Origin of the sequence: Rhodococcus sp. (in: high G+C Gram-positive bacteria) (assembly GCF_049286785.1) — a bacterium.
Classification (GTDB): Bacteria; Actinomycetota; Actinomycetes; order Mycobacteriales; family Mycobacteriaceae; genus Rhodococcus_F.
In genome coordinates this window covers 1-25897 of the sequence record NZ_JBAQEO010000299.1, presented here as the reverse complement: position 1 = coordinate 25897, position 25897 = coordinate 1, and the positions used below count along the sequence as shown (strand labels likewise).

24 protein-coding genes and 1 rRNA gene are annotated in these 25897 nt (G+C 65.3%); 5 read left to right on the top strand and 20 right to left on the bottom strand.

Going from position 1 to position 25897, the window contains the following annotated elements; genetic code table 11:
* Positions 1-11: 11 nt before the first annotated feature.
* The 3 genes from WAW17_RS11685 to WAW17_RS11675 all read right to left on the bottom strand — a co-directional run bounded on the left by WAW17_RS11685 (position 12) and on the right by WAW17_RS11675 (position 4095).
* A 16S ribosomal RNA gene (locus WAW17_RS11685) occupies positions 12-1529 on the bottom strand.
* Between the two features lie 608 nt (positions 1530-2137).
* The gene (tyrS, locus tag WAW17_RS11680; RefSeq protein ID WP_422333141.1) at positions 2138-3415 is read right to left on the bottom strand and encodes a tyrosine--tRNA ligase; all 1278 of its coding nucleotides are present in this window, start codon (positions 3413-3415) and stop codon (positions 2138-2140) included.
* 17 nt (positions 3416-3432) lie between these two features.
* On the bottom strand, positions 3433-4095 hold the full coding sequence (locus tag WAW17_RS11675) for a DNA-3-methyladenine glycosylase (protein WP_422333143.1): 663 nt from the start codon (positions 4093-4095) through the stop codon (positions 3433-3435).
* Between the two features lie 39 nt (positions 4096-4134).
* Between WAW17_RS11675 and WAW17_RS11670 the strand changes: the two genes are divergently transcribed.
* Genes WAW17_RS11670 through WAW17_RS11660 form a run of 3 tightly spaced genes read left to right on the top strand, consistent with a single transcriptional unit; the run spans position 4135 to position 6244 of the window.
* Positions 4135-4869, top strand: a complete 735-nt coding sequence (locus WAW17_RS11670; protein WP_422333140.1) for an ABC transporter ATP-binding protein — start codon at positions 4135-4137, stop codon at positions 4867-4869.
* Complete coding sequence (locus WAW17_RS11665) at positions 4866-5621, top strand: ABC transporter permease (protein WP_422333139.1); 756 nt, start codon at positions 4866-4868, stop codon at positions 5619-5621. The genes WAW17_RS11670 and WAW17_RS11665 overlap by 4 nt, the downstream gene beginning before the upstream one ends.
* Positions 5618-6244 carry a TetR family transcriptional regulator gene (locus tag WAW17_RS11660; RefSeq protein ID WP_422333138.1) on the top strand — a complete coding sequence of 209 codons (627 nt, stop codon included), beginning with the start codon at positions 5618-5620 and terminating at the stop codon, positions 6242-6244. The genes WAW17_RS11665 and WAW17_RS11660 overlap by 4 nt, the downstream gene beginning before the upstream one ends.
* Here WAW17_RS11660 and WAW17_RS11655 read toward each other — a convergent pair whose 3' ends face one another.
* From WAW17_RS11655 to WAW17_RS11605, 11 genes are all read right to left on the bottom strand, one after another.
* Positions 6245-6457 carry a Trm112 family protein gene (locus tag WAW17_RS11655; protein WP_422333137.1) on the bottom strand — a complete coding sequence of 71 codons (213 nt, stop codon included), beginning with the start codon at positions 6455-6457 and terminating at the stop codon, positions 6245-6247.
* Positions 6458-6495: 38 nt separating this feature from the next.
* Complete coding sequence (locus WAW17_RS11650; RefSeq protein WP_422333136.1) at positions 6496-9474, bottom strand: acyl-CoA synthetase; 2979 nt, start codon at positions 9472-9474, stop codon at positions 6496-6498.
* A gap of 133 nt (positions 9475-9607) precedes the next feature.
* Positions 9608-11056: an argininosuccinate lyase gene (argH, locus tag WAW17_RS11645; RefSeq protein WP_422333135.1), complete on the bottom strand. Its 1449-nt coding sequence runs from the start codon at positions 11054-11056 to the stop codon at positions 9608-9610.
* A gap of 2 nt (positions 11057-11058) precedes the next feature.
* Positions 11059-12258, bottom strand: a complete 1200-nt coding sequence (locus WAW17_RS11640; protein ID WP_422333134.1) for an argininosuccinate synthase — start codon at positions 12256-12258, stop codon at positions 11059-11061.
* A gap of 82 nt (positions 12259-12340) precedes the next feature.
* On the bottom strand, positions 12341-12853 hold the full coding sequence (locus tag WAW17_RS11635; RefSeq protein WP_422333133.1) for an arginine repressor: 513 nt from the start codon (positions 12851-12853) through the stop codon (positions 12341-12343).
* Positions 12850-13797, bottom strand: a complete 948-nt coding sequence (argF, locus tag WAW17_RS11630) for an ornithine carbamoyltransferase (protein WP_422333132.1) — start codon at positions 13795-13797, stop codon at positions 12850-12852. The genes WAW17_RS11635 and argF overlap by 4 nt, the downstream gene beginning before the upstream one ends.
* Entirely contained in the window at positions 13794-14993 is a 1200-nt protein-coding gene (locus WAW17_RS11625; protein ID WP_422333131.1) for an acetylornithine transaminase, read from the bottom strand. Before WAW17_RS11625 ends, argF begins: the two co-directional genes overlap by 4 nt.
* Complete coding sequence (gene argB, locus WAW17_RS11620) at positions 14990-15937, bottom strand: acetylglutamate kinase (RefSeq protein WP_422333130.1); 948 nt, start codon at positions 15935-15937, stop codon at positions 14990-14992. The genes WAW17_RS11625 and argB overlap by 4 nt, the downstream gene beginning before the upstream one ends.
* Positions 15934-17193 carry a bifunctional glutamate N-acetyltransferase/amino-acid acetyltransferase ArgJ gene (argJ, locus tag WAW17_RS11615; RefSeq protein WP_422333129.1) on the bottom strand — a complete coding sequence of 420 codons (1260 nt, stop codon included), beginning with the start codon at positions 17191-17193 and terminating at the stop codon, positions 15934-15936. Before argJ ends, argB begins: the two co-directional genes overlap by 4 nt.
* Complete coding sequence (gene argC / locus WAW17_RS11610; RefSeq protein ID WP_422333128.1) at positions 17190-18245, bottom strand: N-acetyl-gamma-glutamyl-phosphate reductase; 1056 nt, start codon at positions 18243-18245, stop codon at positions 17190-17192. Before argC ends, argJ begins: the two co-directional genes overlap by 4 nt.
* A gap of 55 nt (positions 18246-18300) precedes the next feature.
* Positions 18301-18804: a hypothetical protein gene (locus WAW17_RS11605; protein WP_422333127.1), complete on the bottom strand. Its 504-nt coding sequence runs from the start codon at positions 18802-18804 to the stop codon at positions 18301-18303.
* A gap of 85 nt (positions 18805-18889) precedes the next feature.
* On the opposite strand from WAW17_RS11605, the gene WAW17_RS11600 reads away from it, so the two are divergent.
* On the top strand, positions 18890-19072 hold the full coding sequence (locus tag WAW17_RS11600) for a hypothetical protein (RefSeq protein WP_422333126.1): 183 nt from the start codon (positions 18890-18892) through the stop codon (positions 19070-19072).
* A 95-nt stretch (positions 19073-19167) separates the two neighbouring features.
* On the opposite strand, the gene pheT is transcribed toward WAW17_RS11600, so the two are convergent.
* The 6 genes from pheT to infC all read right to left on the bottom strand — a co-directional run bounded on the left by pheT (position 19168) and on the right by infC (position 25149).
* Positions 19168-21654, bottom strand: coding sequence for a phenylalanine--tRNA ligase subunit beta (pheT, locus tag WAW17_RS11595; RefSeq protein ID WP_422333125.1), 2487 nt, complete (start codon positions 21652-21654; stop codon positions 19168-19170).
* Between the two features lie 57 nt (positions 21655-21711).
* Entirely contained in the window at positions 21712-22800 is a 1089-nt protein-coding gene (pheS, locus tag WAW17_RS11590) for a phenylalanine--tRNA ligase subunit alpha (protein ID WP_422333124.1), read from the bottom strand.
* 93 nt (positions 22801-22893) lie between these two features.
* Positions 22894-23703 carry a TrmH family RNA methyltransferase gene (locus WAW17_RS11585; protein ID WP_422333123.1) on the bottom strand — a complete coding sequence of 270 codons (810 nt, stop codon included), beginning with the start codon at positions 23701-23703 and terminating at the stop codon, positions 22894-22896.
* Between the two features lie 38 nt (positions 23704-23741).
* Positions 23742-24131: a 50S ribosomal protein L20 gene (rplT, locus tag WAW17_RS11580; RefSeq protein WP_422333122.1), complete on the bottom strand. Its 390-nt coding sequence runs from the start codon at positions 24129-24131 to the stop codon at positions 23742-23744.
* Between the two features lie 61 nt (positions 24132-24192).
* Positions 24193-24387: a 50S ribosomal protein L35 gene (gene rpmI, locus WAW17_RS11575; RefSeq protein ID WP_422333121.1), complete on the bottom strand. Its 195-nt coding sequence runs from the start codon at positions 24385-24387 to the stop codon at positions 24193-24195.
* 63 nt (positions 24388-24450) lie between these two features.
* A complete protein-coding gene (gene infC / locus WAW17_RS11570) occupies positions 24451-25149 on the bottom strand; it encodes a translation initiation factor IF-3 (protein WP_422333142.1) in 699 nt (232 codons plus the stop codon).
* 328 nt (positions 25150-25477) lie between these two features.
* Between infC and WAW17_RS11565 the strand changes: the two genes are divergently transcribed.
* Positions 25478-25852, top strand: coding sequence for a DUF1844 domain-containing protein (locus WAW17_RS11565; protein ID WP_422333120.1), 375 nt, complete (start codon positions 25478-25480; stop codon positions 25850-25852).
* Positions 25853-25897: the final 45 nt, after the last annotated feature.

The window sequence follows — 25897 nt, the reverse complement described above, 5'->3', positions numbered from 1 at the left end:
ATGCTCCTTAGAAAGGAGGTGATCCAGCCGCACCTTCCGGTACGGCTACCTTGTTACGACTTCGTCCCAATCGCCGATCCCACCTTCGACGGCTCCCTCCCACAAGGGGTTAAGCCACCGGCTTCGGGTGTTACCGACTTTCATGACGTGACGGGCGGTGTGTACAAGGCCCGGGAACGTATTCACCGCAGCGTTGCTGATCTGCGATTACTAGCGACTCCGACTTCACGGGGTCGAGTTGCAGACCCCGATCCGAACTGAGACCAGCTTTAAGGGATTCGCTCCACCTCACGGTCTCGCAGCCCTCTGTACTGGCCATTGTAGCATGTGTGAAGCCCTGGACATAAGGGGCATGATGACTTGACGTCGTCCCCACCTTCCTCCGAGTTGACCCCGGCAGTCTCTTACGAGTCCCCGCCATGACGCGCTGGCAACATAAGATAGGGGTTGCGCTCGTTGCGGGACTTAACCCAACATCTCACGACACGAGCTGACGACAGCCATGCACCACCTGTATACCGACCACAAGGGGGGCCGTATCTCTACGGCTTTCCGGTATATGTCAAACCCAGGTAAGGTTCTTCGCGTTGCATCGAATTAATCCACATGCTCCGCCGCTTGTGCGGGCCCCCGTCAATTCCTTTGAGTTTTAGCCTTGCGGCCGTACTCCCCAGGCGGGGCGCTTAATGCGTTAGCTACGGCACGGATCCCGTGGAAGGAACCCACACCTAGCGCCCACCGTTTACGGCGTGGACTACCAGGGTATCTAATCCTGTTCGCTACCCACGCTTTCGTTCCTCAGCGTCAGTTACTGCCCAGAGACCCGCCTTCGCCACCGGTGTTCCTCCTGATATCTGCGCATTTCACCGCTACACCAGGAATTCCAGTCTCCCCTGCAGTACTCAAGTCTGCCCGTATCGCCTGCAAGCTCACAGTTGAGCTGTGAGTTTTCACAAACGACGCGACAAACCGCCTACGAACTCTTTACGCCCAGTAATTCCGGACAACGCTTGCACCCTACGTATTACCGCGGCTGCTGGCACGTAGTTAGCCGGTGCTTCTTCTGCAGGTACCGTCACTCTCGCTTCGTCCCTGCTGAAAGAGGTTTACAACCCGAAGGCCGTCATCCCTCACGCGGCGTCGCTGCATCAGGCTTTCGCCCATTGTGCAATATTCCCCACTGCTGCCTCCCGTAGGAGTCTGGGCCGTGTCTCAGTCCCAGTGTGGCCGGTCACCCTCTCAGGTCGGCTACCCGTCGTCGCCTTGGTAGGCCATTACCCCACCAACAAGCTGATAGGCCGCGGGCCCATCCTGCACCAGTAAACCTTTCCACCAAAAACCATGCGACTCTTGGTCATATCCGGTATTAGACCCAGTTTCCCAGGCTTATCCCGAAGTGCAGGGCAGATCACCCACGTGTTACTCACCCGTTCGCCGCTCGTGTACCCCGAAGGGCCTTACCGCTCGACTTGCATGTGTTAAGCACGCCGCCAGCGTTCGTCCTGAGCCAGGATCAAACTCTCCGTTGAAGACTCTCGATATCACCAACCCCGAAAGGCCGGCTAATCAGTCATAGACAAAAAGAGTCAAATCACTAGCAAAATAAACTCAAACTAGCGTTCAAACACTGATCTCTCCCCACACCGTGAAGAATGAGAAGAATCAGCACTACCCACACCACACCCCACCAAACCCCAAGGCCCGGTGAAACATACGTGATGCGGAGTACCAAAAAATTTGGCACTGACATTCATCGACACACTGTTGAGTTCTCAAAGAACACGCACACACCATCACCACCAGCAACACACACCAGCCGATCCGGGGCAACCGTTCTACTTTATCTCCTGCCCGCCTCCCGATGCAAACCGGGGCGATTCAGGCCATCCCAGGACTGCGAACCAATTCGGTACGGTCCCGGGAAGTTCAGGCGCCTTCGTCCAACCTCGTGTCCCCGACCTTCCGGTCGGGGTTGGTGTCCGTGTCGCTCTGACTTGGAATAAGTTACGCGCCTGCTAACGGAGCGTCAAATCGCCTGGTCACAGGAGTACGGAACGTGAAATCCGCTGGTGGCCCCGGCACTGCGCACGCCCACCGAGCGGATTCCACCGAATGACACGGCTGTGACCCCCGGCACTCAGTGCGCCAGCACCTTGATGCCGGCGAAGTTGCGCTTGCCTCGGCGAATGACCAGCCAGGTTCCGTGCAGGAGATCCCCCGACTCCGGAGCCCAGTCCTCACTCGCGATCTTCTGGTTGTTCACCGAGGCTCCCCCCTCCTTGACCGTGCGACGGGCGGCACCCTTGCTCTCGCACAGTCCACTGAGTACGAGCAGGTCGACGATGCTGGCCGGCTCCCCCGGCACCAATTCCGCGACGGACGCTTCCCTCAGAGCGGCCCCGAGTGTCGGCTCGTCCAGTTCCCGCAGCTCGGCCCGGCCGAAGAGCGCCCGGCTCGCCAGCTCGACTGCTCGGGTGTTCCCCGCTCCGTGCACGAGCGTGGTCATCTCCGCGGCGAGCTTGCGCTGCGCCTCGCGGGCGTGCGGGCGTTCTGCAGTCGCGGTCTCGAGTTCGGCGAGTTCCTCGGCCGAGAGGAAGGTGAACCACCGAAGGTACTTGATCACATCCGCGTCACCGGTATTCACGAAGTACTGGTACCAGGCATAAGGGCTCGTCATCTCGGGATCGAGCCAGAGGCTTCCCCCGCCCGTGGACTTGCCGAACTTCTTCCCGTCCGCCGAGGTGACCAGCGGAACGGTGAGTCCGTGCACCGACTCACCGTCGACACGGCGATTGAGTTCGACGCCGGCGATGATGTTGCCCCACTGATCGGATCCGCCGACCTGCAGCGTGCAGCCGTGAGTGCGGCGCAGATGCAGGTAGTCGTTGGCTTGCAGGAGCATGTAACTGAATTCCGTGTAGGACATGCCGTCGGACTCGAGTCTCCGCTTGACGGTGTCCCTGGCCAGCATGACGTTGACCGAGAAGTGCTTGCCCACGTCACGGAGAAAGTCGATGGCGGAGAGCTTGCCGGTCCAGCTCATGTTGTTCTCGATGATCGCCCCGCTCGGGGACTCGTCGAAGTCGACGAAGCGTTCGAGCTGGCCACGGATCCGATCCGCCCATTCGGCGACCGTGTCCGCCGAGTTCATCGTCCGCTCGCCGACGTCGCGCGGATCACCGATGAGCCCGGTGGCCCCGCCCGCCAGGACGACGGGACGATTGCCGGCCCGCTGGAACCGCTTGAGCGCGAGCAAAGGCACCAGGTGACCGGCGTGCAAACTCGGCCCGGTGGGGTCGAATCCGGCATAGAGCGTGACCGGTCCGGCGTCGAGATCGCGCCGCAATGCGTCGAGATCGGTTGATTGAGCAATGAGTCCACGCCAGGTCAGTTCATCGATGATGTTCTCAGTCACGGGTCCGATCATCCCATTTACTCTCGGACGGCTGCCGCACGCGGGCTTCGTCGATACACCGACACCGCCGCCGACTCCGGAATCCAGAAGCGCCACGGCCGGTCGGCGGCGGAACTGACCCCGACCCGCGGACCGTTCACCCAGTCATCGACCTCGGCTATCTCGAGGCGAATGTCCGAGCCGTCCTCGAACAATGCTGCGCCGTTGTCCGCGAGAGTGATGCCAGTCGCGGAACCCAGGTTGCCCGGGCCCCGGGCCCATTCCACGGGTCGCTGAACGTGGGAGCGTCGCGACCGTACGGTGTCCGCACCCTCCAGCACCTCGCCCGCGCGCAGGAGAACGCCGCCCGCGACCCCGTCCGGTCCGTACGAAACGTTCATACAGAAGTGCATCCCGTAGCTGCGATACACGTACAGGCGGCCCGCCGGACCGAACATCACCGCGTTGCGTGGAGTTCGTCCGCGGTAGGAGTGGGATGCCGGATCGGGCCACGGCCCGTCCTTCTCTCCCCCGTACGCCTCGACCTCGACGATTCGGATGCGTACGTTCGCCACGTTCAGCGTGGATCCGAGCACGATCTTGGCAGCGTCGACAGGATCGGCCTCGGAGAGTCGTTCGATGGTCACGATCCGATTCTCCACAACCGTTGACTGGAGAAGTCGCGCAGTCGCATAATTCATCATGCAGTGAATTCACCAAGCGATGAATTGAGGCATGCCATGTCTGGCAGCACGGCAGTCGACATACGGAACCTTCACGTCCGAAGAGGCAAGCACGAGGTGCTGCACGACGTGAATCTGCAAGTGCCCACCGGATCGATCACGGGCCTACTCGGGCCGTCCGGATGCGGAAAGACCACCCTCATGCGCTGCGTGGTCGGCACCCAGATCGTGGAGTCCGGTTCCGTCACCGTTCTGGGCTCCCCTGCCGGTTCCGCCACGTTGCGACGACGCGTCGGCTATGTCACCCAGTCCCCCAGCGTGTACCCCGATCTGACGGTCCGGAAGAACGTCGCCTACTTCGCGACGCTCTACGGTCAACCGGCGAGCGCGGTCACGGAAGCGATCGGCGCGGTGGGGCTCTCACGATTCGCCGGGCAGAAGGCGCAGGACCTCTCGGGAGGACAACTCGGGCGGGCTTCCCTGGCGTGCGCCCTGGTAGCTCGTCCCGAACTCCTCGTGCTGGACGAGCCGACCGTCGGTCTCGACCCGATACTCCGCGTCGAATTGTGGGCACGATTCGACGCCCTTGCCGCCGAGGGGACGACCCTGCTGGTGTCCAGCCACGTGATGGACGAAGCAGAACACTGCGCGTCGCTGCTCCTCCTGCGCGACGGGTACGTCCTCGCGCAGGAATCACCGGGCGAACTGCGTGAGCAGACCGGACAGACCAGCCTCGAGGAGGCCTTCCTGAGCCTGATTCGAACCAGCCGCGTAGGGAGTGAAACCCGATGAACGTCACCATATCGGCCGCGACCGCGGGCAGGGTCCTCACACAACTGCGAGCCGATCACCGCACCGTCGCGATGATCCTGCTCGTCCCCAGCCTGCTGATGATCCTTTTGTACTTTCTATACGAGAACGTTTCGACCCCGCCCGGCCAGACACCGCTGTTCGCACGGATCGCGATCACCATGCTCGGCATCCTCCCCTTCACCGTGATGTTCCTCGTCACCTCCATCGCGATGCAGCGCGAACGCACCTCAGGAACGCTCGAACGGCTCCTCACGACGCCGATGGCCAAGCTCGACCTCCTCGGCGGCTACGCCGCGGGCTTTTCCCTTGCGGCCGCGGCACAGGCCGCATTGGCCTGCATTGTCACTTTCGGGTTTCTCGGACTCGACACGGCGGGGAGCGTCATCTGGGTGATCCTGATCGCCGTGCTGAATGCCGTTCTCGGCGTCGCCCTCGGCCTGCTCTTCAGCGCGTTCGCACGCACCGAGTTCCAAGCAGTCCAGTTCATGCCCGTCGTCGTCATTCCCCAGCTGTTCCTGTGCGGACTGCTTGTTCCACGCGATCAACTTCCCACGTTGCTCGAATGGATCAGCAACGTCATGCCCCTGAGCTATGCCGTCGAGGCACTCCAGCAGATCGCGGTCCACCCCGGGGTTACCGGCGTCATGGTGCGTGATCTGGCGGTGGTCGGCGGTTTCGGGCTTCTCGCATTGGCGCTGGGCGCCGCCACACTGAGGCGCCGGACACCATGACCGACGTCCGAACAAGCGCGAAGACCAGCACGCAGACCCGCACCGGACGTCGGCCCGGCAACCCGGACACCCGATCACGAATCCTGGATATTGCGCGGAAGCTCTTTTCCCAGAACGGATTCGACAAGACAAGTGTTCGCTCAGTGGCAAGTGGAGCCGGCGTGGACCCGGCTCTCGTACACCATTACTTCGGTACGAAGCGCGACCTGTTTCTCGCGTCCGTGGACATCCCGGTGGATCCCAGCCAGGTGATCGCACCGGTCTTGGAGATGCCGACCTCCGATGTAGGCCGACATCTCGCCCGAGCCGTGTTCTCGGTGTGGGAATCCCCCCACCGGCCTGCGGTGGTCGCCGCGTTCCGGTCCGCAATGGCAGGCAACGAACCCAATCTCATTCGTACGTTCCTGATGGAAGTGGTCCTGCGGGACTTAGGCCCCCGGGTGAACAACCCACCGGGAACGGGGTTGCTGAGGATGCAGTTGGTGGCGTCACAGATGGCCGGAGTGCTCGTGACGCGATACATACTCGAGTTCGAGCCACTCGTGTCACTGTCGCTCGACGACCTCGTCGAGATCGTCGCGCCCACCCTGCAGCGCTATCTCACCGGTCCGTTACCGGTGTGATCAGGATTCGCCTGCAGCCCGGGCGAGCAACCTGTCGTGCTCGTCTGCGTCCACGACCCGCGCCTCGTCGATCAGAAGGACGGGAATTCCGTTTTCGATCGGGTATGCCCGCCGGAGGCGAGGGTTGTAAAGCCATTCGTCCCCGATCAACAACAGCGGTCCCTTGTCCTGGGGGCACGCCAGAATGCCGAGCAAAGTCGGATCAATAACCACAGAAGTCCTCTCGAACCGGTCGGGTGAGCAGCCTCAGGTTACCGCGCGCCGGCAGACAGATCATCCGAGCCGTGCTCGAGTTCGGTCAGCGCCGCTTTGGTAAGCCGCTTGTATTCGAAGTCAGTCGGATCGAGGTACGACGCACGCCTACTCGGCTTGGGCAAACCGGCCGCTTGGAGGCTCTCGGGATTCGGACGGTACGACGATCCCAGTGGAATGGAGTCGACCACGTGGATGATGTCGGGGCGTGCCGCGACCGGCAGTGTTTCGATGGCGTCGGCTACCTCCGCCATGCGAGGAGGGCGACCGCTTCGGAGGGTGAGAGCCGCCACGGCGAACGTCCGGCCACCTGCGGTCACGTCGTACACCACCACCAGATCGATCCGATCCACCGACATGAGAGCGTCCATGATCGGCTGGGTGAAGACCGGCCCCCGCGGCGTCAGGATCACCGTTCGCTTGTGGTCGACGAGCCAGAAGTCGCCATCCGCGTCCTGCCGGAACAGGTTCTCGGTGGGTATCCACGCGTCGCCCGCGGTGAAGACCCCGCGGATCATGGCACCCGACATCTCGGCGTGGCGGCCTGCCCCGCCGAGCAGTAACCCGACCTCGTCGACTGCGCATTCACGAATGAAACCCTGCTCGTCCTCGAGTAGTTTCCCGGTCAGCGGGTCGTACGCCGCCAGGCGCACCTCGGCACTGCCAGGCAGAGGGCGGCCCTTCGCGCCGACCTTCGCGCCCGACACATTCGCGAGAACCACATCACCCTCGGTGGAGGCGTAGAACTCGAGCACCTTGGCGGGTGCGAATCGCTCGGTGGTTCGCCGCCACAGTCCTTGCGGCATGCCCGATCCGAGGAACAGCCGCACCGGATGACTCCCGTCCAGCGCGAACGAATCGGCGTCGAGAATCTCCCGCATCATCGTCCAGGTGTAGCTGACCACTGTCACGCCGTACCGATGTACCTCTTCGGTGAAGCGTTCGGGGTCCAGTCCATGCGACAGTGCGACCCGGGAACCACCCGCGACGGCCCCACCGATCGCCGCGAGCAGACTCGACGAATGATGCAGCGGCGCTAGGCAATACACCGTGTCCCCGCGGTCCAGATCCGCCGCGGAGGCCGTGCCGAACGCCGACAACGCCCATCGGTAGTTGGTGACGTGCTTGGTCTCCCAGTGGCCGTTGGACTCACTGCAGATGATGAACGCCAGTTCGCGCGCCAGACCGGGATCAGGCCGATACCAGCCGGGAAGCGATACCGAGGCGGGATCGATCTTCTCCAGGTCGATGACGTTCGACCCGGGAGCGAGATTCAGATCCCTACCGTCACCGCCGCCGAGAACCAGGACCTGCATGCCGGTTGTGACCGCCGCATCGAGATTTTCCGGATCGGTCACGATCAGCTCAACGCCGTCGATACTGATCGCAGTGTGGATCTCACTTCCGGGCGGGAGCAGCACCGCCACCGCACCCAGGCGCGACAGCGCCCCGATCACGGCAAGCGCACTCGGTCGTGTCTCCATTACCACGCCCACATGGGCCGCGGGGCGCACACCGACCGAGATCAAACCGCGCACGACGTTGTCGATCCGCTGGTTCACCGCCTCGTAGGTGTGAACCCGGTTGTCGAACAGGAAACACTCTCCGCTCGGCGCCTTCCGCCGCTGCTCGGCGAGGAGACGACTCAACGAGATCTGCGTATGCGGTTGCATCTGCCCGAGTCGGGCCAGACGCGGAAGCGCGCGCGTGGCCTCGCCCGACAGCTCGACCGTTCCACGCAGCGCACCCGACGCGAGACCACTGAGTCCCTTACCCACCCCGACCCCGACCTCGGCGAAGGATGCCATCGTGTGAACGATGCGGTCACTGACCGAGACTCCGGTCTCGCTTCCGAAGTGTTCGTCGTAGTGCATCAGTTCGAGGTCGGCAGGCCGCGGGCCCAGCCCCTCGTTCCACAGCACCCACTCTCCCGTGGTCGGCCAGGTGTGAGCGGCGGCGGACGAGCCCACCACGAGTCCGAAATGGCCTACCCGCAACGTCGATTCGTAGACGTTCGCCCGCGGCGCGGCCCGGCGGATGCCGCGGACCGCCAGCGGCTGGCCGATATCGTCGACCTCGCCGACGAATGCGAGGATGGGGCAGGTCAGCTCCGCCAGCGACACGACGCTGTCCTTGATCACGAAACCGCCGGTCATCATCCGGTTATGGACGATGAACTGTTTGAGCAGCTCCGCCACGGCCGGGCCCGACCAGGCTACCCATCCTTCGGTTGCCAGGAACCGCCGCTGCTGCTCACGTGGCAGCAGCGCTTCCCTGTCATGGAGTTGCCGGAGGAAATCCAGCCTGGACTTCAGGGTCTTCACCGGGTCGAGCAGCTGGAAGCCGGTGCGGGCCATCCATCCGGTGACCGCCAGCCGATTGAAGACGTGATCGGCGAGGAAGCCTGCCGCTTCCGTCGCGAGGCCGGCAGGAATACCGAACGGCAGCGCAGCGAGAGTGTCCACCGGAGCACCGAAGGTGATAAGGCTGGCGATGTTGCGGCTTCGGCGGTACGCCGCCGCCTGGTAAGCGAACATGCCGCCCTGCGAGTATCCCGCCAGGTGGACGTCGCGGCCGGTGTGAGTGCGGACGCGATCGATGATGTCGCTGATCGCGACGACGTGGTCGGCGAGGTTCCGATCCCAGCCACCTTCTTCGCTGTCCGGAGAACCGAAGTCGACCACCCACGGGTCGATACCCATCTCGTGCAGGATTCCGACGGCACCCTGACTCCTGGTCACGTCGTAGACGTCGGCGGACATCATCATCGGCGGAACCAGCACGATGGGAGGGCCGGCCTCGGCGGGGTCGGTATCGGGAAAATAACGCCGGAGCCGGTACATGGGCGCCCGTTCGACCACCTCGAAAGGTGATGTCGTCTCGTTCGTCTCGAGCCCCCCGAGACGAACCACCTCCAGCCCGTTCTGAGCTGTCGCCACTGCACGGCGGATCGGACCCAATACGGTTTCCGCAGTCATTCCCACGAAATACACTCCCCAGAGTCTCGAATTGTGACGCACGTCTCATTCGTTGGTCTTCACACTACTGCCCCCGGACCCAACGGGGACCGACCCGCTGCACACCCCGCTCAGGGGGTGAACAACGCCTGGGTCATCGGCACCACTCTCGCAGAGTCTCCGAGAGTCGCCGCACTCCGCCCAGTTGCTCGGCTACGCGAACACCGGCCGTACCGCCGCGGGCGTTACGCGAAGAGATAGAACCCTCCACGGTGAGTACATCCCTGACCTGGGGGGTGAGTGCCGCATCGACCCCGGCCAGCTCCTCGTCGGTGAGATCCTCGAGCCCGACACCGCGTGCTTCCGCGACTCGCACACATGCCCCGGCCGCTTCGTGGGCGACCCGGAACGGAACACCTTGGCGCACCAGCCATTCCGCGATGTCGGTGGCCAGTGTGAAGCCCGCGGGCGCCAGTTCCGCCATTCGATCCGTGTGGAATTCGAGTGTGGAGACCAGTCCGCTGATCGCGGGCAGCAGCAGTTCGAGCTGCGTCACCGAATCGAAGACCGGTTCCTTGTCTTCCTGTAGATCCCGGTTGTACGCCAGGGGCTGCGCCTTGAGCGTCGCCAGCAGACCCGTCAGGTTGCCGATGAGCCGACCGGATTTGCCCCGCGTCAATTCGGACACGTCCGGGTTCTTCTTCTGCGGCATGATCGACGAACCCGTGGACCAGGCATCGGCCAGCGTGATGTATCCGAATTCCGGCGTGCTCCAGAGAATGACCTCCTCGGCCATCCGCGAAAGATCCACTCCGATCATCGCCAGGACGAAGGCTGCCTCCGCGGCGAAGTCGCGCGACGACGTCGCATCGATCGAATTCTCCGCGGAGGAGTCGAAGGCCAGTTCCGCCGCGATGGCCTCGGGGTCGAGCCCGAGTGATGAACCCGCGAGCGCCCCGGAACCGTAAGGCGAGACAGCAGCCCGGACATCGAAGTCCTGGAGCCTCCGGACGTCGCGGAGCAATGGGTGCGTGTGCGCGAGCAAGTGATGCGCGAGCAGCACCGGCTGCGCAGCCTGCAGGTGCGTCTTGCCCGGCATGACCGCAGACGGATGCGCCGCCGCCTGTGTCGCGAGCGCGTCGACGACGTCGAGAACGCCGGCGGCCACCCGCCGGACGGCGTCCCGCAGCCACATCCGGAACAGCGTCGCCACCTGATCGTTGCGCGAGCGCCCGGCCCGGAGTCGTCCCCCGACCTCCGGCCCGACCCGTTCGATCAGTCCACGCTCGAGCGCCCCGTGCACGTCCTCGTCGGATTCGCTCGGACCGAACGCCCCGCTCGCGACGTCGGCCGCCAGGCTTTCCAGCCCGCCGAGCATCGTCGCGAGGTCGTCGTCGCTCAGCAATCCGGCCTTGTGCAGTACCCGTGCGTGGGCCTGGGACGCCCGGACGTCGTACGGCGCCAGAACCCAGTCGAAATGGGTTGATTTACTGAGCGCCGCCATGGCGGCGGCCGGTCCGGATTCGAATCGGCCGCCCCACAGTGCCCCGGTGACGGTCGTGCCCTTACGCTGAGCACCTTCGCCGGTGCCGTGCGCGCTCACGCCTACAGGCCCAGATCGCGCTTTGCCGCGACCTTCGAAGACAGCCCGTGGATCTGGACGAAGCCCTTGGCGTACGACTGGTCGAACGTGTCACCCTCGTCGTAGGTCGCCAGGTTGAAGTCGTACAGCGACTCGTTGCTGCGGCGTCCGTTCACGATGATCGCACCGCCGTGCAGAACGAGGCGGATGTCGCCGGAGACACGTTCCTGGGTCTTCTCGATGAAGGTGTCGAGCGCGACCTTCAGCGGCGAGAACCACAGGCCGTCGTACACCAGCTCACTCCAGCGCTGCTCGGTCTGACGCTTGTAGCGGCCGAGTTCACGCTCCTGAGTGACATGCTCGAGTTCCTGGTGTGCGTTGATCAAAACCATCGCGCCGGGAGCTTCGTAGATTTCGCGGCTCTTGATGCCGACGAGGCGGTCCTCGACCACGTCGAGGCGGCCGACGCCCTGGGCGCCGGCCCGGCGGTTGAGTTCCTGGATTGCCTCGAGGACCGAGACCGGCTTGCCGTCGATCGCGACGGGACGGCCGGCTTCGAAGCTGATGATCAGCTCGTCCGGTGCCTGCCAGTTGACCGTCGGGTCCTGCGTGTAGTCGTAGACGTCCTTGGTCGGCGCGTTCCACAGGTCCTCGAGGAACCCGGTCTCGACGGCCCGGCCCCACACATTCTGGTCGATGGAGAACGGCGATTTCTTCGACACGTTGATCGGGATCTCGTTCTCCTCGGCGAAGGCGATGGCCTTCTCGCGGGTCCACGCGTAATCACGGACCGGTGCGATGACGTCGAGATCGGGTGCGAGGGATCCGAAGCCGACCTCGAACCGGACCTGATCGTTGCCCTTGCCGGTGCAGCCGTGGGCAACGGTGGTGCCGCCGTGCGAGCGGGCCGCCTCGACGAGGTGCTTGACGATCAGGGGCCGGCTGATCGCGGATACCAGCGGATAACGGTCCATGTAGAGGGCGTTGGCCTGGATGGTGGGCAGGCAGTATTCGTCAGCGAACTCGTCGCGAGCATCGACCACGACCGACTCGACCGCGCCACAGTCGAGCGCACGCTGGCGCACGACCTCCATGTCCTCGCCACCCTGGCCGAGATCGATGGCGACTGCAACAACTTCCTTGCCGGTCTCCTTGCCGATCCAGCTGATGGCGACTGAGGTGTCCAGCCCGCCCGAGTAGGCGAGTACGACGCGATCGGCCATGGTCCTTGTGCTCCTTAGGTTGAAGATCTGTAGAGATGATTCAGTTGTCGGTCGAAAAGTTCAGTGGACGGGCAATCTCGGTTCAAGCAAGTGATTCGATCCTGGACGCGAGTTCCGCTCCGGTGAGCGGTTCCCGTGCCACCACGAGAATGGTGTCATCCCCGGCGATCGTTCCCACGACGTCAGGTAATGATGCCCGATCCAGCGCGCTTGCCAGATAGTGCGCCGCCCCCGGGGGCGTCCGCAGCACAGCCAGGTTGCCGCTGGAGTCGGTCGATACCAGCAGTTCGCTCACCAGGCGTGACAGTCGGTCGGTCCCACCCGAGACTCCGCGGACGGGATTGCCGTCCTCGGGAACCACATAGACGCCTGCTCCACCGTCGGCTGCTCGCAGCTTGACGGCGCCGAGTTCCTCCAGATCCCTCGAGAGGGTGGCCTGCGTGGCATCGATGCCCTCGACCGCGAGCAGGCTCGCAAGTTCCGTCTGACTGCGGACGGAGTGGGTGGCAAGGATCGCGACGATCCGCGCCTGACGCCCGGCCCGGGTGGGGGCCGTCGCGGCATTCGCAACCCGTTGCGGATGAGCGGCACTCACGGACGGTTCCCGGAACGTTGCGCGAGTAACCAGACGAGTAGTGCCTTCTGCGCGTGGAGGCGGTTCTCGGCCTCGTCCCAGACTGCGCTCTGCGGACCGTCGATCACCTCGTCGGTGATCTCCTCACCGCGGTGCGCGGGCAGGCAGTGAAGAACGACGGCGTCTGAATCGGCCTTCGCGAGCAGGGCGGCGTTGATCTGGAACGGCCGGAACGGTCCGACCCGGTCGAGTCCGTCATTTTCCTGGCCCATCGAGGTCCACGTATCGGTGACCAGGGCATCCGCTCCCACAACCGCCGACTGCGGATCGCCGGTGAGGGTGATGGTGGCACCGGTTTCGGCCGCGCGGGTCCGGGCCGCCTCGACGACCCAGGGCAGCGGCGCGAACCCGTCGGGGCTGGCGATGGTGACGTGTATCCCTGCTGTCACGCCGCCGAGCATCAGGGAGTGGGCCATGTTGTTGGCACCGTCACCGAGATACGTCAGCTTCAGCCCCTTCAGCGAGCCCTTCCGCTCCGCGAGGGTCTGGAGATCGGCGAGCACCTGGCAGGGATGGAACTCGTCGGACAGTGCGTTGACGATCGGAATCTTGGTCCCGGCGGCCATCTGCTCGAGCCGCTTCTGCCCGAACGTGCGCCACACGATCGCGTCGACGTAGCGGCCCAGAACCCGGCCCGTGTCCTGGAGGGTCTCCTCACGGCCGAGCTGAGTACTGCGGCCGTCCACCACGACGGCGTGCCCGCCGAGCTGCGCGATGCCCATCTCGAAGGAGAACCGGGTGCGCGTCGAGTTCTTCTCGAAGATCACGCCCACGCCGCGCGGCCCCTCCAATGGACGTTCCGCGAAGGGCGACTTCTTCAACAATGCGGCGAGCTCGAGAACCTCGGTCTGCTGCGCCGGCGTCAGGTCGTCGTCTCTGAGAAAGTGCTTCACCACGGTTGTCACTTCCCTCCCGGCACGGCGGCCGATTTCACTGTGTCGAGAATTGCGGGGAGAGCCGTGACGAACGCGTCGGCCTGGTCCTCCGAGAGGATGAGCGGCGGTGCGAGCCGGATCACCTCGGGCCGTGCTGCATTTACCAGGAAACCCGCCTCCCGGGCGGCCGCCTCGACGGCCGGCGCCGGAGCTCCCCGCAGGACGATGCCGAGTAGCAGGCCCGCGCCGCGGACGTGATCGATCAGCGGGTGTCCGAGATCCTCGACACCATGGGTGATGCGCTTCCCCAGGCTGTCGGCGCGCGACACGAGGTCCTGCTCGGCAATGGTGTCCAGCACGGCCAGCGCGGCGGCGGCGCACACCGGGTTTCCGCCGAACGTGGTGCCGTGCTTGCCGGGTCCGAAGGACTCCGCGGCGCTTCCCGTCGCCAGGACGGCACCGATCGGCAGCCCGCCGCCGAGCCCCTTGGCGAGGGTAATGACGTCGGGCACGATTCCGCAGGCCTGATGTGCGTAGAACCAGCCGGTGCGCGCGATGCCCGTCTGTACCTCGTCGAGGACCAGCAGTGTGCCGTGACGGGCCGTGATCTCACGGGCCGCGAGAAGGTATCCGTCGGGTGGGACGACGACGCCGTATTCGCCCATGATCGGTTCGAGGAACACCGCGGCGGTCTGATCGTCGACAGCGTTCTCGAGTGCGGCCACGTCGCCGTACGGCACGTGTTCCACGCCCGGGGGCATCGGCTCGAACGGCGCCCGCTTGTCGGGTTGCCCGGTGAGCGCGAGCGCACCCATCGTCCGGCCGTGGAAGGAGTTCTGTGCCGCGATGATCTTGAGGCGGCCCGTCATTCGCGCCAGCTTGAACGCCGCTTCGTTCGCCTCGGCGCCCGAATTGCAGAAGAACGCCTTCCCGGGCACACCGAGATGCGCGAGCAACCGTTCGGCAAGGGTGACGACGGGTTCACTGGCATACAGATTCGACACATGGCCGAGTGTCGACAGTTGACGCGTCACGGCCTCGATCACCGCCGGGTGTCCGTGGCCGAGAATGTTGACGGCTATACCGCCGAGGAAGTCGATGTACTCCTTGCCGTCGGCGTCGGTGAGCACCGCGCCGTTGCCGCGCGTCAACGCGACCTTCGGCACGCCGTAATTGTCCATCAGCGATGATGCCCACCGCCGCTGGATGTCGAGTGTGCCGGTCATCGTGCGTCTCCCTCGGTGTCGGATGTGGCAGTGCTGCCGGGCGTCGCCCGTTCCGGCGTGACCATGGTGCCGATGCCCTCGCCGGTGAACAGTTCGAGCAGCACCGAGTGGGGTACCCGTCCGTCGATGACGTGGGCGGTGGGGACACCGCCACGCACGGCACGCAGGCAGGCCTCCATCTTGGGCACCATGCCGGCGTCCAGTGTGGGCAACAGGTGGGCGAGCGCCGCGGCGTCGATCTCGGTGGCCAGCGAGTCCCGCTGCGGCCAGTTGGTGTACAGACCCTCGACGTCGGTGAGGACGACGAGTTTCTCCGCGTCGATCGCCTCCGCCAGAGCCGCGGCCGCGGTGTCCGCGTTGATGTTGTGCACCACGCCGTCCGCGTCGGGCGCGATGGTCGAGACCACCGGGATGCGCCCGGCCTGGATGAGATCGAGCACGGCGTCGGGGTTGACCGTGGTGACGTCGCCGACGAGTCCGATGTCGGTCGCCGCGCCGTCGACCATCACCGTCCGCTTGGTGGCGGTGAACAGATGGGCGTCCTCACCGGAGATGCCGACGGCGTAGGGGCCGTGCGCGTTGATCAAGCCCACGAGTTCCCGGCCGACCTGGCCGAACAGCACCATCCGGACGACATCCATGACTTCGGGCGTGGTGACGCGGAAGCCACCCTTGAATTCGCCGGTCATGCCGAGCTTCGTCAGCATCGCGTTGATCTGCGGTCCTCCGCCGTGCACCACCACGGGGTGGATTCCCACGGTCCGGAGGAACGCCATGTCGGCGGCGAACGCGGTCTTGAGTTCGCTGTCGATCATCGCGTTGCCGCCGTACTTCACGACGACCACCTTGTCGCGGAACTGCTGCAACCACGGGAGGGCCTCGGCCAGGACATGCGCCTTCTGGTGTTCCGTGATGCCGGTCAGCGAAGCTCTGCCGAGAGTCATGACGAGTACGCCGAGTTCTCTTCGACGTAGGCGTGCGAGAGATCCGTGGTCCGAATGGTCACCGCGGAATCGCCGATGCCGAGATCGATGTCGAGTGCGATATCGGTGTCGCTCAGGTCGACCTCGCGGGCCCCGGGCGCGCCGACACCGTCGATGCAGACCGGGTTCCCGTTGAAGGACACGCTGATCTTGTCGGGGTCGAGCTCGATGGGTGCGATCCCGATGGCCGCGAGGACGCGACCCCAGTTGGGATCGGAGCCGAACAGCGCTGTCTTGACGAGACTGTCCCGGGCGACGGTGCGGGCCCCGATGAGCGCATCGTCCTCGCAGGCCGCGCCGCTGACCGTCACGCGTACCCGCTTGGTGACACCCTCCGCGTCCGCCATCATCTGGTCGGCGAGGTCGTCGCACACGGCCGTGACCGCCTCCGCGAGTTCCTCCTCGGTGGGCGTGACGTTGCTCGCGCCGGACGCCAGCAGCAGCACCGTGTCGTTGGTCGAGGTCGCGCCGTCGACATCGAGGCGGTCGAAGGTGACCCGAGTGGCCGCACGGAGGGCGGCATCGAGTTGGGCGGCCGACGCGACGGCATCGGTCGTCACGACGCAGAGCATGGTGGCCAGCGCCGGCGCCAGCATGCCGGCGCCCTTGGCCATGCCGCCCACGTTCCACTTGTTCGCGTGATGCAGCGACGCCTGCTTCGGAACGGTGTCCGTGGTCATGATCGCGTACGCCGCATCGGTACCGCCCGAGATACCGCCGGCGAGTTCGTGGACGGCCTCGGTAACACCGGGAAGGAGCTTGTCCATCGGCAGCCGGTCACCGATCAGGCCGGTGGAGCACACGGCCACCTCGACGGCGCCCGTCTCGGTTCCCCAGTTGCTCAACGCGGCAGCCACTTCCTCCGCCGTCTTGTGGGCGTCCTGGAATCCCCCGGACCCCGTGCAGGCGTTGGCACCGCCGGAATTCAGTACGACCGCCCGCAACCGGCCGGTGGTGAGCACCTGCTGCGACCACAGCACCGGTGCGGCCTTCACCTTGTTGGTGGTGAACACGCCGGCAGCCGCGAGCTCGGGTCCCTCGTTGAGAACCAGAGCGAGGTCGGCATTGCCGTTGGCCTTGATCCCGGCCTTGATTCCGGAGGCACGGAACCCCGCAGGTGCCGAAACACCCTGTGTGCGAACGAGTTTGCCGCCGGCAACCTCCCGCGGCCGGCCCGGATCGGTCGTGCTGTAGGGACTCGTGCTGTCAGTGCTCACGGTGCAACTCCCACTGTCGAGAGACCAGCGGTCTCGGGTAGGCCGAGCGCAAGATTCATCGATTGGACCGCCCCACCGGCGGTGCCCTTGGTCAGGTTGTCGATCGCGGCGACGACGATCAGCTGGCCGGCGTCGACGTCGACCGCGACGGCGATCTGGACCGCGTTGGAACCTATCACTGCGCCCGTCTGCGGCAGTACACCCTTCGGGAGCACGTGCACGAAGGGTTCGTCTGCGTACGCCTTCTCGTATACGACCCGGATCTCGTCCTCCGTCGCAGTGGTCGCGGCGGTGCACGTCGCGAGGATTCCTCGCGGCATGGGTGCCAGGACGGGTGTGAACGAGACGCTCACCCGCTCCCCTGCCACGGCGGACAGGTTCTGAATGATCTCCGGGGTGTGCCTATGGGTACCGCCGACGCCGTAGGCGCGCACCGACCCCATCACCTCGGCTCCGAGCAGATCCGCCTTGGGTGTGCGTCCCGCCCCGGAGGCACCGCTGACGGCGACGACCGTGACCCGGGGTTCGATCACGCCGGCCGCGACGGCAGGCACCAGTGCGAGACTGGCCGCCGTCGGGTAGCACCCGGGAACCGCGATCCTGGTGGCACCGCTCAGCTTCTCCCTGGCGCCGGGAAGTTCAGGGAGGCCGTACGGCCAGCTACCGGCGTGCGGGCTCTGGTAATACCGCTCCCAGTCGTCTGCATTCGTGAGCCGGAAGTCGGCCCCGCAATCGATGATCAGCGTCGACTCGGGCAGCGCCTTTGCGTACTGGGCGGAGTTGCCGTGCGGCAGTCCGAGGAAGACGACATCGTGCCCGGCGAGAATCTCGACCGTGGTGTCCTCGAGCACGCGGTCGGCGAGCGGAAGAAGATGCGGGTGGTGCGAGCCGAGGGTCGTGCCGGCGTTGCCGCCCGCGGTGAGCGCGCCGATGACCAGCGAACCGTCCGCGTACGACGGATGCCCCAGCAACAAGCGCAGCACTTCACCCCCGGCGTATCCACTTGCGCCGGCGACGGCAATCCTGATCGGGTTTCCCACTTCCTCAGTCATACGATTGATTATGCATCATCATGCAACCTAATTCACAGGCGCCTGGTGGCACAGGCTACTCGTCGCCCATCGAACGGCGGATCTCCTCCAGTTTGGCCTTGGCCGCCTTCTCCCGGGCCTCCCACTGTTCCTCGACCGAATGACCGGCCGGACTCTCGCGGGCCAGTTCGCCAGCACCGACGGCGGTGCCGAACCGTCCCTCGATCTTGTCGCGGACACGGTCGAAGGTGGGGACGCCGGACTGGGTGTAGTCGGATTCCGGCACGGTGGGCTCCCCCACCACCTCGGCGTACACGACGTCGTGGCGCGCCCCCTCTGCCTCACCGGCTTCCAGCGCAGACGCGAGGAATGCGAGACCCGGCCTGTCCCGCGACACGCGGCGCGCGACCTCGACGAAATCGGCGTCGGTGAGCTGACGAGCGGCGGCGGCAACCTCGGACACGGCATCAGCCTCGGGTGTCGCAGTCTCGTCCGACACCGAATTCTCGTCCGACACCGAATTCTCGTCCGACACCGAATTCTCCTCTCGACCGAACTCCCGGTCATACGAGCCGGTCATCTCAATCCTTCCACGCCGGACCTCCCCAGTACCGATTCCCGGCACGGGTTTCTCGGCCGGGACCGACGTGGGAGACAATCTTCCTGTGATTGACACCCCGGTGATTGTGACCATCGTTTCTGTCTGCGTGGGTTTCGTGACCTTCGTACTCGCGGCCAGCGGAGCGCGCGGCCGATGGGATCGCCGCCTGGTCATCAGCCTGTTCGTCGCGGCTGTGTTCTGCCTGACGATCGTCCCCGTGACCGTCGCACTGAGCGCCGGAGTTTAGCGGCATCCTCACACAAGCCGATCGACAGAGTGGTGAACATTGTTCACCCCTGTGTCAGACGGAGAAACGGCCGGGCCCGGAAGTACGAAACTGCGCTATCCGCGCAGCTGAGCACCCACTGCGGCAGCCGCTGCGGCGACAGCCGCGTCCCTCGCGGCACTCGCCTCGTCCTCGGTGAGGGTGCGATCGTCGCCGCGGAAGCGGAGAGCGAACGCCAGGGACTTACGTCGCTCACCGATCTGCTCCCCCTCGAACACATCGAACAACCGGATGTCCTCGAGGAGTTCGCCGCCACCGGACCGGAGCGCAGCCTGTACCTCGGCGGCCGGAACTGACACGTCGACCACCACTGCAACGTCCTGAAGCACCGCGGGGAAGGGTGAGATCTTAGGCGCCGGAAGGTTTTCCACCAGCGGCAGCGCGTCGAGATCGATCTCGACCGCACAGGTGCGGGGAGGCAGGCCGGAACGTTCGAGCACCGCGGGGTGCAGCTCACCGGCGTGGCCTACGACAACCCCGCCCACCAGCAACTCCGCGCAGCGGCCCGGATGCCACGGCAGATACCGGGTGGCCCGGAACTCGACTTCCACCCCCGCAGTCGACGCGATGGTCCGAGCAGCGGCGAACGCATCGGTGGCATCGGCCGCACGGCCGGGTCCCCACGGTCCGCTCGGCTCACGCAGTCCGGTGAGAACCGCCGCCACATGGACCGGTTGTGCCGGCAACGACCTCATCAGGTCATCGATCTGTTCGTCGGTGGGTCGACGATCCACCGGCAGCGCCTCGACGGCCCTCGTGTCCTCACCGGGAAGCACCACCTGCGCGATCCCGAACAGAGACAGGTCGCGCTGCCCGCGGGAGATGTTGCGTGCGAGCACCTCGAGCAGGCCGGGCAACAGCGTGGTGGCCAATTCGGGACGATCCGCCTCGAGCGGGTTGAGAACCTTGCTGGTGGCGCGGCGCGGGTCGTCGGCGTCGAGGCCCCACGTGTCGAAGACCGCGGCGGGCAGGAACACCGGAGGAAGCACCTCGACGTAGCCGGCGCAGGCCAGGGCTCGGCCCAGTGCGCGCGTGCGACGCTGCGTGGGCGTCAATCCACGGCCCGCCGGTGCGGACGGCAGTACCGACGGGATCTGCTCGAGTCCTTCGAGACGCAGAACCTCTTCGACCAGATCTGCGGGCTGAGCCAGGTCCGGACGCCACGACGGCGGAGTGACGATCAGCTGGCCGTGGCCACTCTCGCTGACACCGACCTCGACATTGCAGCCGATCTGCGTGAGGCGCCGCGCCGCGGTACCGGTCGGGTAGGTGACGCCTGCTACCCGGTCGGGCAGGTCGATGTCCATTCGGATCGACTCGCGACCGGGAACGCCCCCGATGTCGGTGAGGGTGGGCTCGACGCGCCCGCCCGCGATCTCCACGAGAAGGGCCGCGGCCCGGTCGAGTGCGGCGACGGGAATCTCGGGGTCGACAATGCGCTCGAACCGCTTGCTTGCCTCGCTGGACAGTTTGTGCCGACGGGCAGTCTTGAAGACGCCGAGGGGATCGAACGTCGCTGCCTCGAGCAGGATGTCGGTGCTGGCAGGACTCACCTCGGTGGACGCGCCTCCCATGACGCCGGCGAGTGAGACGACACCCGAATCGTCCGCGATCACGACATCCTCGGGGTCGAGAAGGCGTTCCGTCTCGTCGAGTGTCGTCAGCTTCTCGCCCGCAACCGCGCGGCGCACCACGAGTTCACCGCTGATCTTGGCCGCGTCGAACGCATGCAGTGGTTGCCCCATTTCGAGCAGCACGTAATTGGTGACATCGACGGCCGGGGAGATCGGCCGCACACCCGAGAGCAGCAGACGGCGCTGCAGCCACCACGGGCTGACCGCCTCGGGGTCGATCCCGATGACCCGGCGGGCCGCGAAACGCCGTGCCCCGGAATCGGGTTCGACCCGGATCGGCCAGGCTTCACCCTCGGCGGGCAGTGCAGGCACCACGGCCGGATCCGCGAATTCGAGGTCGAACCCGCACGCGAGTTCACGGGTGAGGCCTCGCACGGAGAAGCAATAACCCCGGTCGGGGGTGATGTTGAGTTCGATGACGGTGTCGTGCAGACCCATCAGTTCTTTGGCGTCGGCGCCGGGCGCCGCCGTGCGCGGCTCGAGCACCAGAATCCCCGAATGATCGCGGCCGATTCCCATCTCTGCGACCGAACAGATCATTCCTTCGGAAATCCGCCCGTACGTCTTACGTGAGGCGATCGCGAACCCGCCGGGCAGAACCGCTCCAGGAAGGGCCACCACCACGAGGTCGCCTTCGGCGAAGTTTCGGGCACCGCAGACAATTCCCTGCGGCTCGGCCGCACCGACATCGACCTTGCAGAAGCGGATCGGCTTCTTGAACTCGGTAAGTTCTTCGATCTCGAGTACCTTGCCGACCACGAGCGGACCCTCGATCGCCTCGAGTCGGTCCACTTCCTCCACCTCGAGTCCGACACGGACGAAGCCGGCGTCCAGCTCATCCGCGGTGACCTCCCAGCCGGGGGTTGCACGCTGCAGGATCTCGGTCAGCCAGGATTGCGCTACTCGCACGTCTGCTCAGCTCTCTCGTTCGAAAAATGTCATGACTGTGTGGAGAAGTTCGCGCCGTCAGACCGCGGCACCGAAGGGCAGCGTGAACCGCACGTCACCCTCGACGATGTCGCGCATGTCCGAGATACCGTTGCGGAACTGCAACGTGCGCTCGAGTCCCATCCCGAAGGCGAATCCGGAGTATTCCTCCGGGTCGATTCCGGAGGCGCGCAGCACATTCGGGTTGACCATGCCGCAGCCGCCCCACTCGACCCAGCCGGCGCCGCCCTTCTTGTTCGGGAACCATACGTCCACCTCCGCGGACGGCTCGGTGAACGGGAAGTAGTTGGGGCGCATCCGCGTCCGGGTGTCGGGGCCGAAGAGTGCACGCGCGAACGCGTCGAGGGTGCCGCGCAGGTGCGCCATCGTCAGCCCCTTGTCGACGGCGAGCCCCTCGATCTGGGAGAAGACCGGGGTGTGCGTGGCATCGAGTTCGTCGGTGCGGAAGGTACGCCCGGGACACACCACGTAGATCGGCAGCTCACGCGAGAGCATCGTGCGCACCTGGACCGGGGACGTGTGGGTGCGCAGCACCTGCCGGGAGCCCTCCGGGGCGATGTGGAAGGTGTCCTGCATCGTCCGCGCGGGATGATCCGGAAGGAAGTTCAGTGCGTCGAAGTTGAAGTGCTCGGTCTCCACCTCGGGCCCCTCGGCAACCTCCCACCCCATGGCAACGAACACGTCCGAGACCTGTTCCGAGATGATGCTGATCGGGTGGCGGGCGCCGACGGGCTGACGCTGCGAGGGCAACGTCACATCAATCGACTCCGCTACCAGCACTGCCGCATCGCGCTCGGCCAGCAGCGCCTCACGCCGGGCGTCGAACGCAGTGCTGATGCGGGTCCGGGCAACGTTCACCCGCTTGCCCGCGTCGGCCTTCTCCTTGCCCGGCAGCGCACCGAGACCACGCCGTGCGAGCGCGATCGGCGACTTGTCACCGAGGTGCTCGACCTTGGCCTTCGCCAGAGCGTCGAGATCACTTGCCGACTCGAACGCCTTCTCCGCGCTCTCGGCTGCCGCGGTCAGGGCCTCTTCGGTGAGCGGTGCACCGGCATCGACCCCACTCGCATCGACCCCACGCGAGGCAGCGCCCTCTTTACCAGCCACGACCGATGCCACTCCTTCAGTTCTTCTCTGCAGAGTCTTGACGCGAACGAAAATATTCGCTTCGAATCCTAGGCGATCGGCAATTCCACCGATTCACCCGTTGGTGTGCCCGCGGTGCTGGACTCGTGCACTCGTGTACAGGCAGATCGAGGCAGCAGTTGCCAAGTTGAGGCTTTCGGCCCGCCCACGGATGGGGATCCGAACCCGATGATCCGCACGAGCGGCGACGGCGGGGTCGAGGCCGTGCGCCTCGTTTCCGAACAGCCACGCCGTGGGCCGTGCGAGAAGCTCGTCCGCCTCGTCCAGATCCACCTCGCCGTCCGCCGCGGTGGCGAGTACCTGAATTCCGGCCCCGCCGATGGCGTCGAGCACTGCCTCGGTGTTCCGCTCCCGCACGACAGGCAGATGAAAGAGACTTCCGGCGGAGGCGCGCACGCACTTGCCGTTGTGCGGGTCGACACTGTCGCCTGCGAGAATCACAGCGTCGGCGCCGACGGCGTCGGCCACCCGGATCACCGTCCCGGCATTGCCGGGCTCACTCACGGCAACCGGGACAACAAGGAGTCTCGTACCGGGCCGTACGGCTTCCGACAGCGCGACGTCGAGAAGGTCGCAGACAGCCACCAGTCCGGGCGGGGTGACGGTGTCACTGAGCCCGCGGACGGCCTTGTCCGTCACCAGCGAGACACGCACACCTTTCGACTCGGCCAGATCGATCAGCTCGCCGTAACGCCGCGCCGCGTCCGCCGTGTAGAAGAGGTCGTGCACGGTCCGGGTGCCGAATGCCTCCGCGACGGAGTTCTCCCCTTCCACCAGGAAGCGTCCAACCTTGCGACGTTCCGCGGTGCGCAGCAGTTTGACAGCAGAAACGACCCGTGGGGTTCGCTCGGTGAGCGGGTCCACGGGTCGTTTCCGGGTCTCGAAGGGCCGGGGCGAGAGACTCAGGCTGCTTCTCCGGCGGGAGCGTTCACATCTGCCGGCAGAGCTGCCTTGGCGAGCGCCACCAGGCCGGTGAACGCGGCCGCGTCCGACACAGCCAGCTCGGCAAGGTTCTTGCGGTCGATCTCGATTTCGGCCAGGCGCAGGCCCTGGATCAAGCGGTTGTACGTGATGTCGTTCGCACGCGCAGCAGCGTTGATACGGGTGATCCACAGCTTGCGGAAATCGCCCTTGCGCGCACGGCGGTCACGGTAGGCGTAGGTCAGCGAGTGGAGCTGCTGTTCCTTTGCCTTGCGGTACAGACGCGAGCGCTGTCCCCGGTAGCCGCTGGAGGCTTCGAGAATCGAACGACGCTTCTTCTGGGCGTTTACCGCCCTCTTTACGCGTGCCACTGAAAATCCTGTCAATCTTGGGGCGGAAACCGCCCCGGGTGGTCAGAGAAGGGAAGTCGACTCAGAGGCCGAGGAGGCGCTTGACGCGAGGAGTGTCGGCCTTGCTGACAACCGCCTTGCCGTCGAGACGACGCGTCACCTTGGTGGGCTTGTGCTCGAGCAGGTGGCGGCGACCAGCCTTCTGGCGCAGGATCTTTCCACTACCGGATACCTTGAATCGCTTCGCGGTACCGCTGTGGGACTTCATCTTGGGCATGGAATCCTCAGTTCTCTGTTTCCGGATGACGAGATACATCCGGATCTTGCTGGTGGAGTCGGACTAGCTGGACGGAGCCTCACCGGGCGTGGTGTCACCCGTCGGCTCCGCCGGCGTTGCCGGCTGTTCGGGCTGCGCGGGAACTGCCCGCTGCGCAGGTGGCGCAGCAGCGCTTTCCTGCGCCTTGACACGAGTCTTCGCGCCCTTGTGCGGTGCAAGCACCATCGTCATGTTGCGGCCGTCCTGCTTGGCCGACGTCTCGACGAATCCGAGATCCGCGACGTCTGCGCCCAGACGCTGCAGCAGCCGGAAGCCGAGCTCCGGACGCGACTGCTCGCGTCCGCGGAACATGATCGTGACCTTGACCTTCGATCCGGCTTCGAGGAAGCGCACGACGTTGCGCTTCTTGGTCTCGTAGTCGTGATCGTCGATCTTGGGACGGAGCTTCTGCTCCTTGATAACCGTGAGCTGCTGGTTCTTGCGCGACTCACGAGCCTTCTGCGCTGCCTCGTACTTGAACTTGCCGTAGTCCATGATCTTGCAGACCGGCGGGCGAGCGTCGGGGGCCACCTCGACCAGGTCGAGGTCGGCCTCGAGGGCCAAGCGGAGTGCATCTTCAACACGCACGATGCCAACCTGTTCACCTCCGGGTCCGACGAGGCGGACCTCGGGAACTCGGATGCGATCGTTGATGCGGGTCTCAGTGCTGATGGGGCCTCCTAGGTTGAACGGTCTTGTCTCGAGACCGCCAGCAGCCTGTATTGCGCCCGGATTCCCAACAAAAAAGCCCCGCTGCGGTGATTGCGTCACCATGCGGGGCCCGATGTCGACCGATCAGACGAACTCACGGCTCACGCCGATCCCACGCCTCCTCACTTCTGAGGAACCCGGTTCGATCGAAGTCGAACCAGGCGACCGGACCACTGAACTGCAGTTTTCACTGCCGCGCAGAGGTGGGAGTCGGACTCCACTTGCTGCCCCCGACAAATCCGAAGGCGGTCGTTGCGATCCAGGATAGCATTCATGCACGTCGCGAGCTAATCGACACCGGACGTTCGCCCGCCGAGCGCCTGGTGGAATCCTCTAACCCATGACGGAGAACTTCGCTGACACCCCGAACGACGGCACCGCCGCCGAGAATACCGATGTCCGGGAACTGGCCGACGTGCCGGCTGTCGAGGTCATCAGCCGTGCCGCGGTCATGCTCATGAGCTCGGCCGCCGAAAAGCTCGGCTTGTCCGACCCAGAACCGGAAGCCAGCCCCCATTTCGATCTTGACGAAGCCCGTCGGGTCATCACCGCACTCGCCGGACTCGTTACCGCGTCGGTCGAATATCTCGGACCGCACGCGGGCCCGATCAGGGAAGGCCTCCAGGCCCTGCAGAAGGCGTTCCGCGAGTCGTCCTCCCACCCGGACGAGCCGGGCAAGGGACCGGGCGAGAAGTACACGGGGCCGGTGTACTGAGCTGGCGCCGCCGAAGCGCCGGGACCGCCTGGGCGGGAGTTGAAT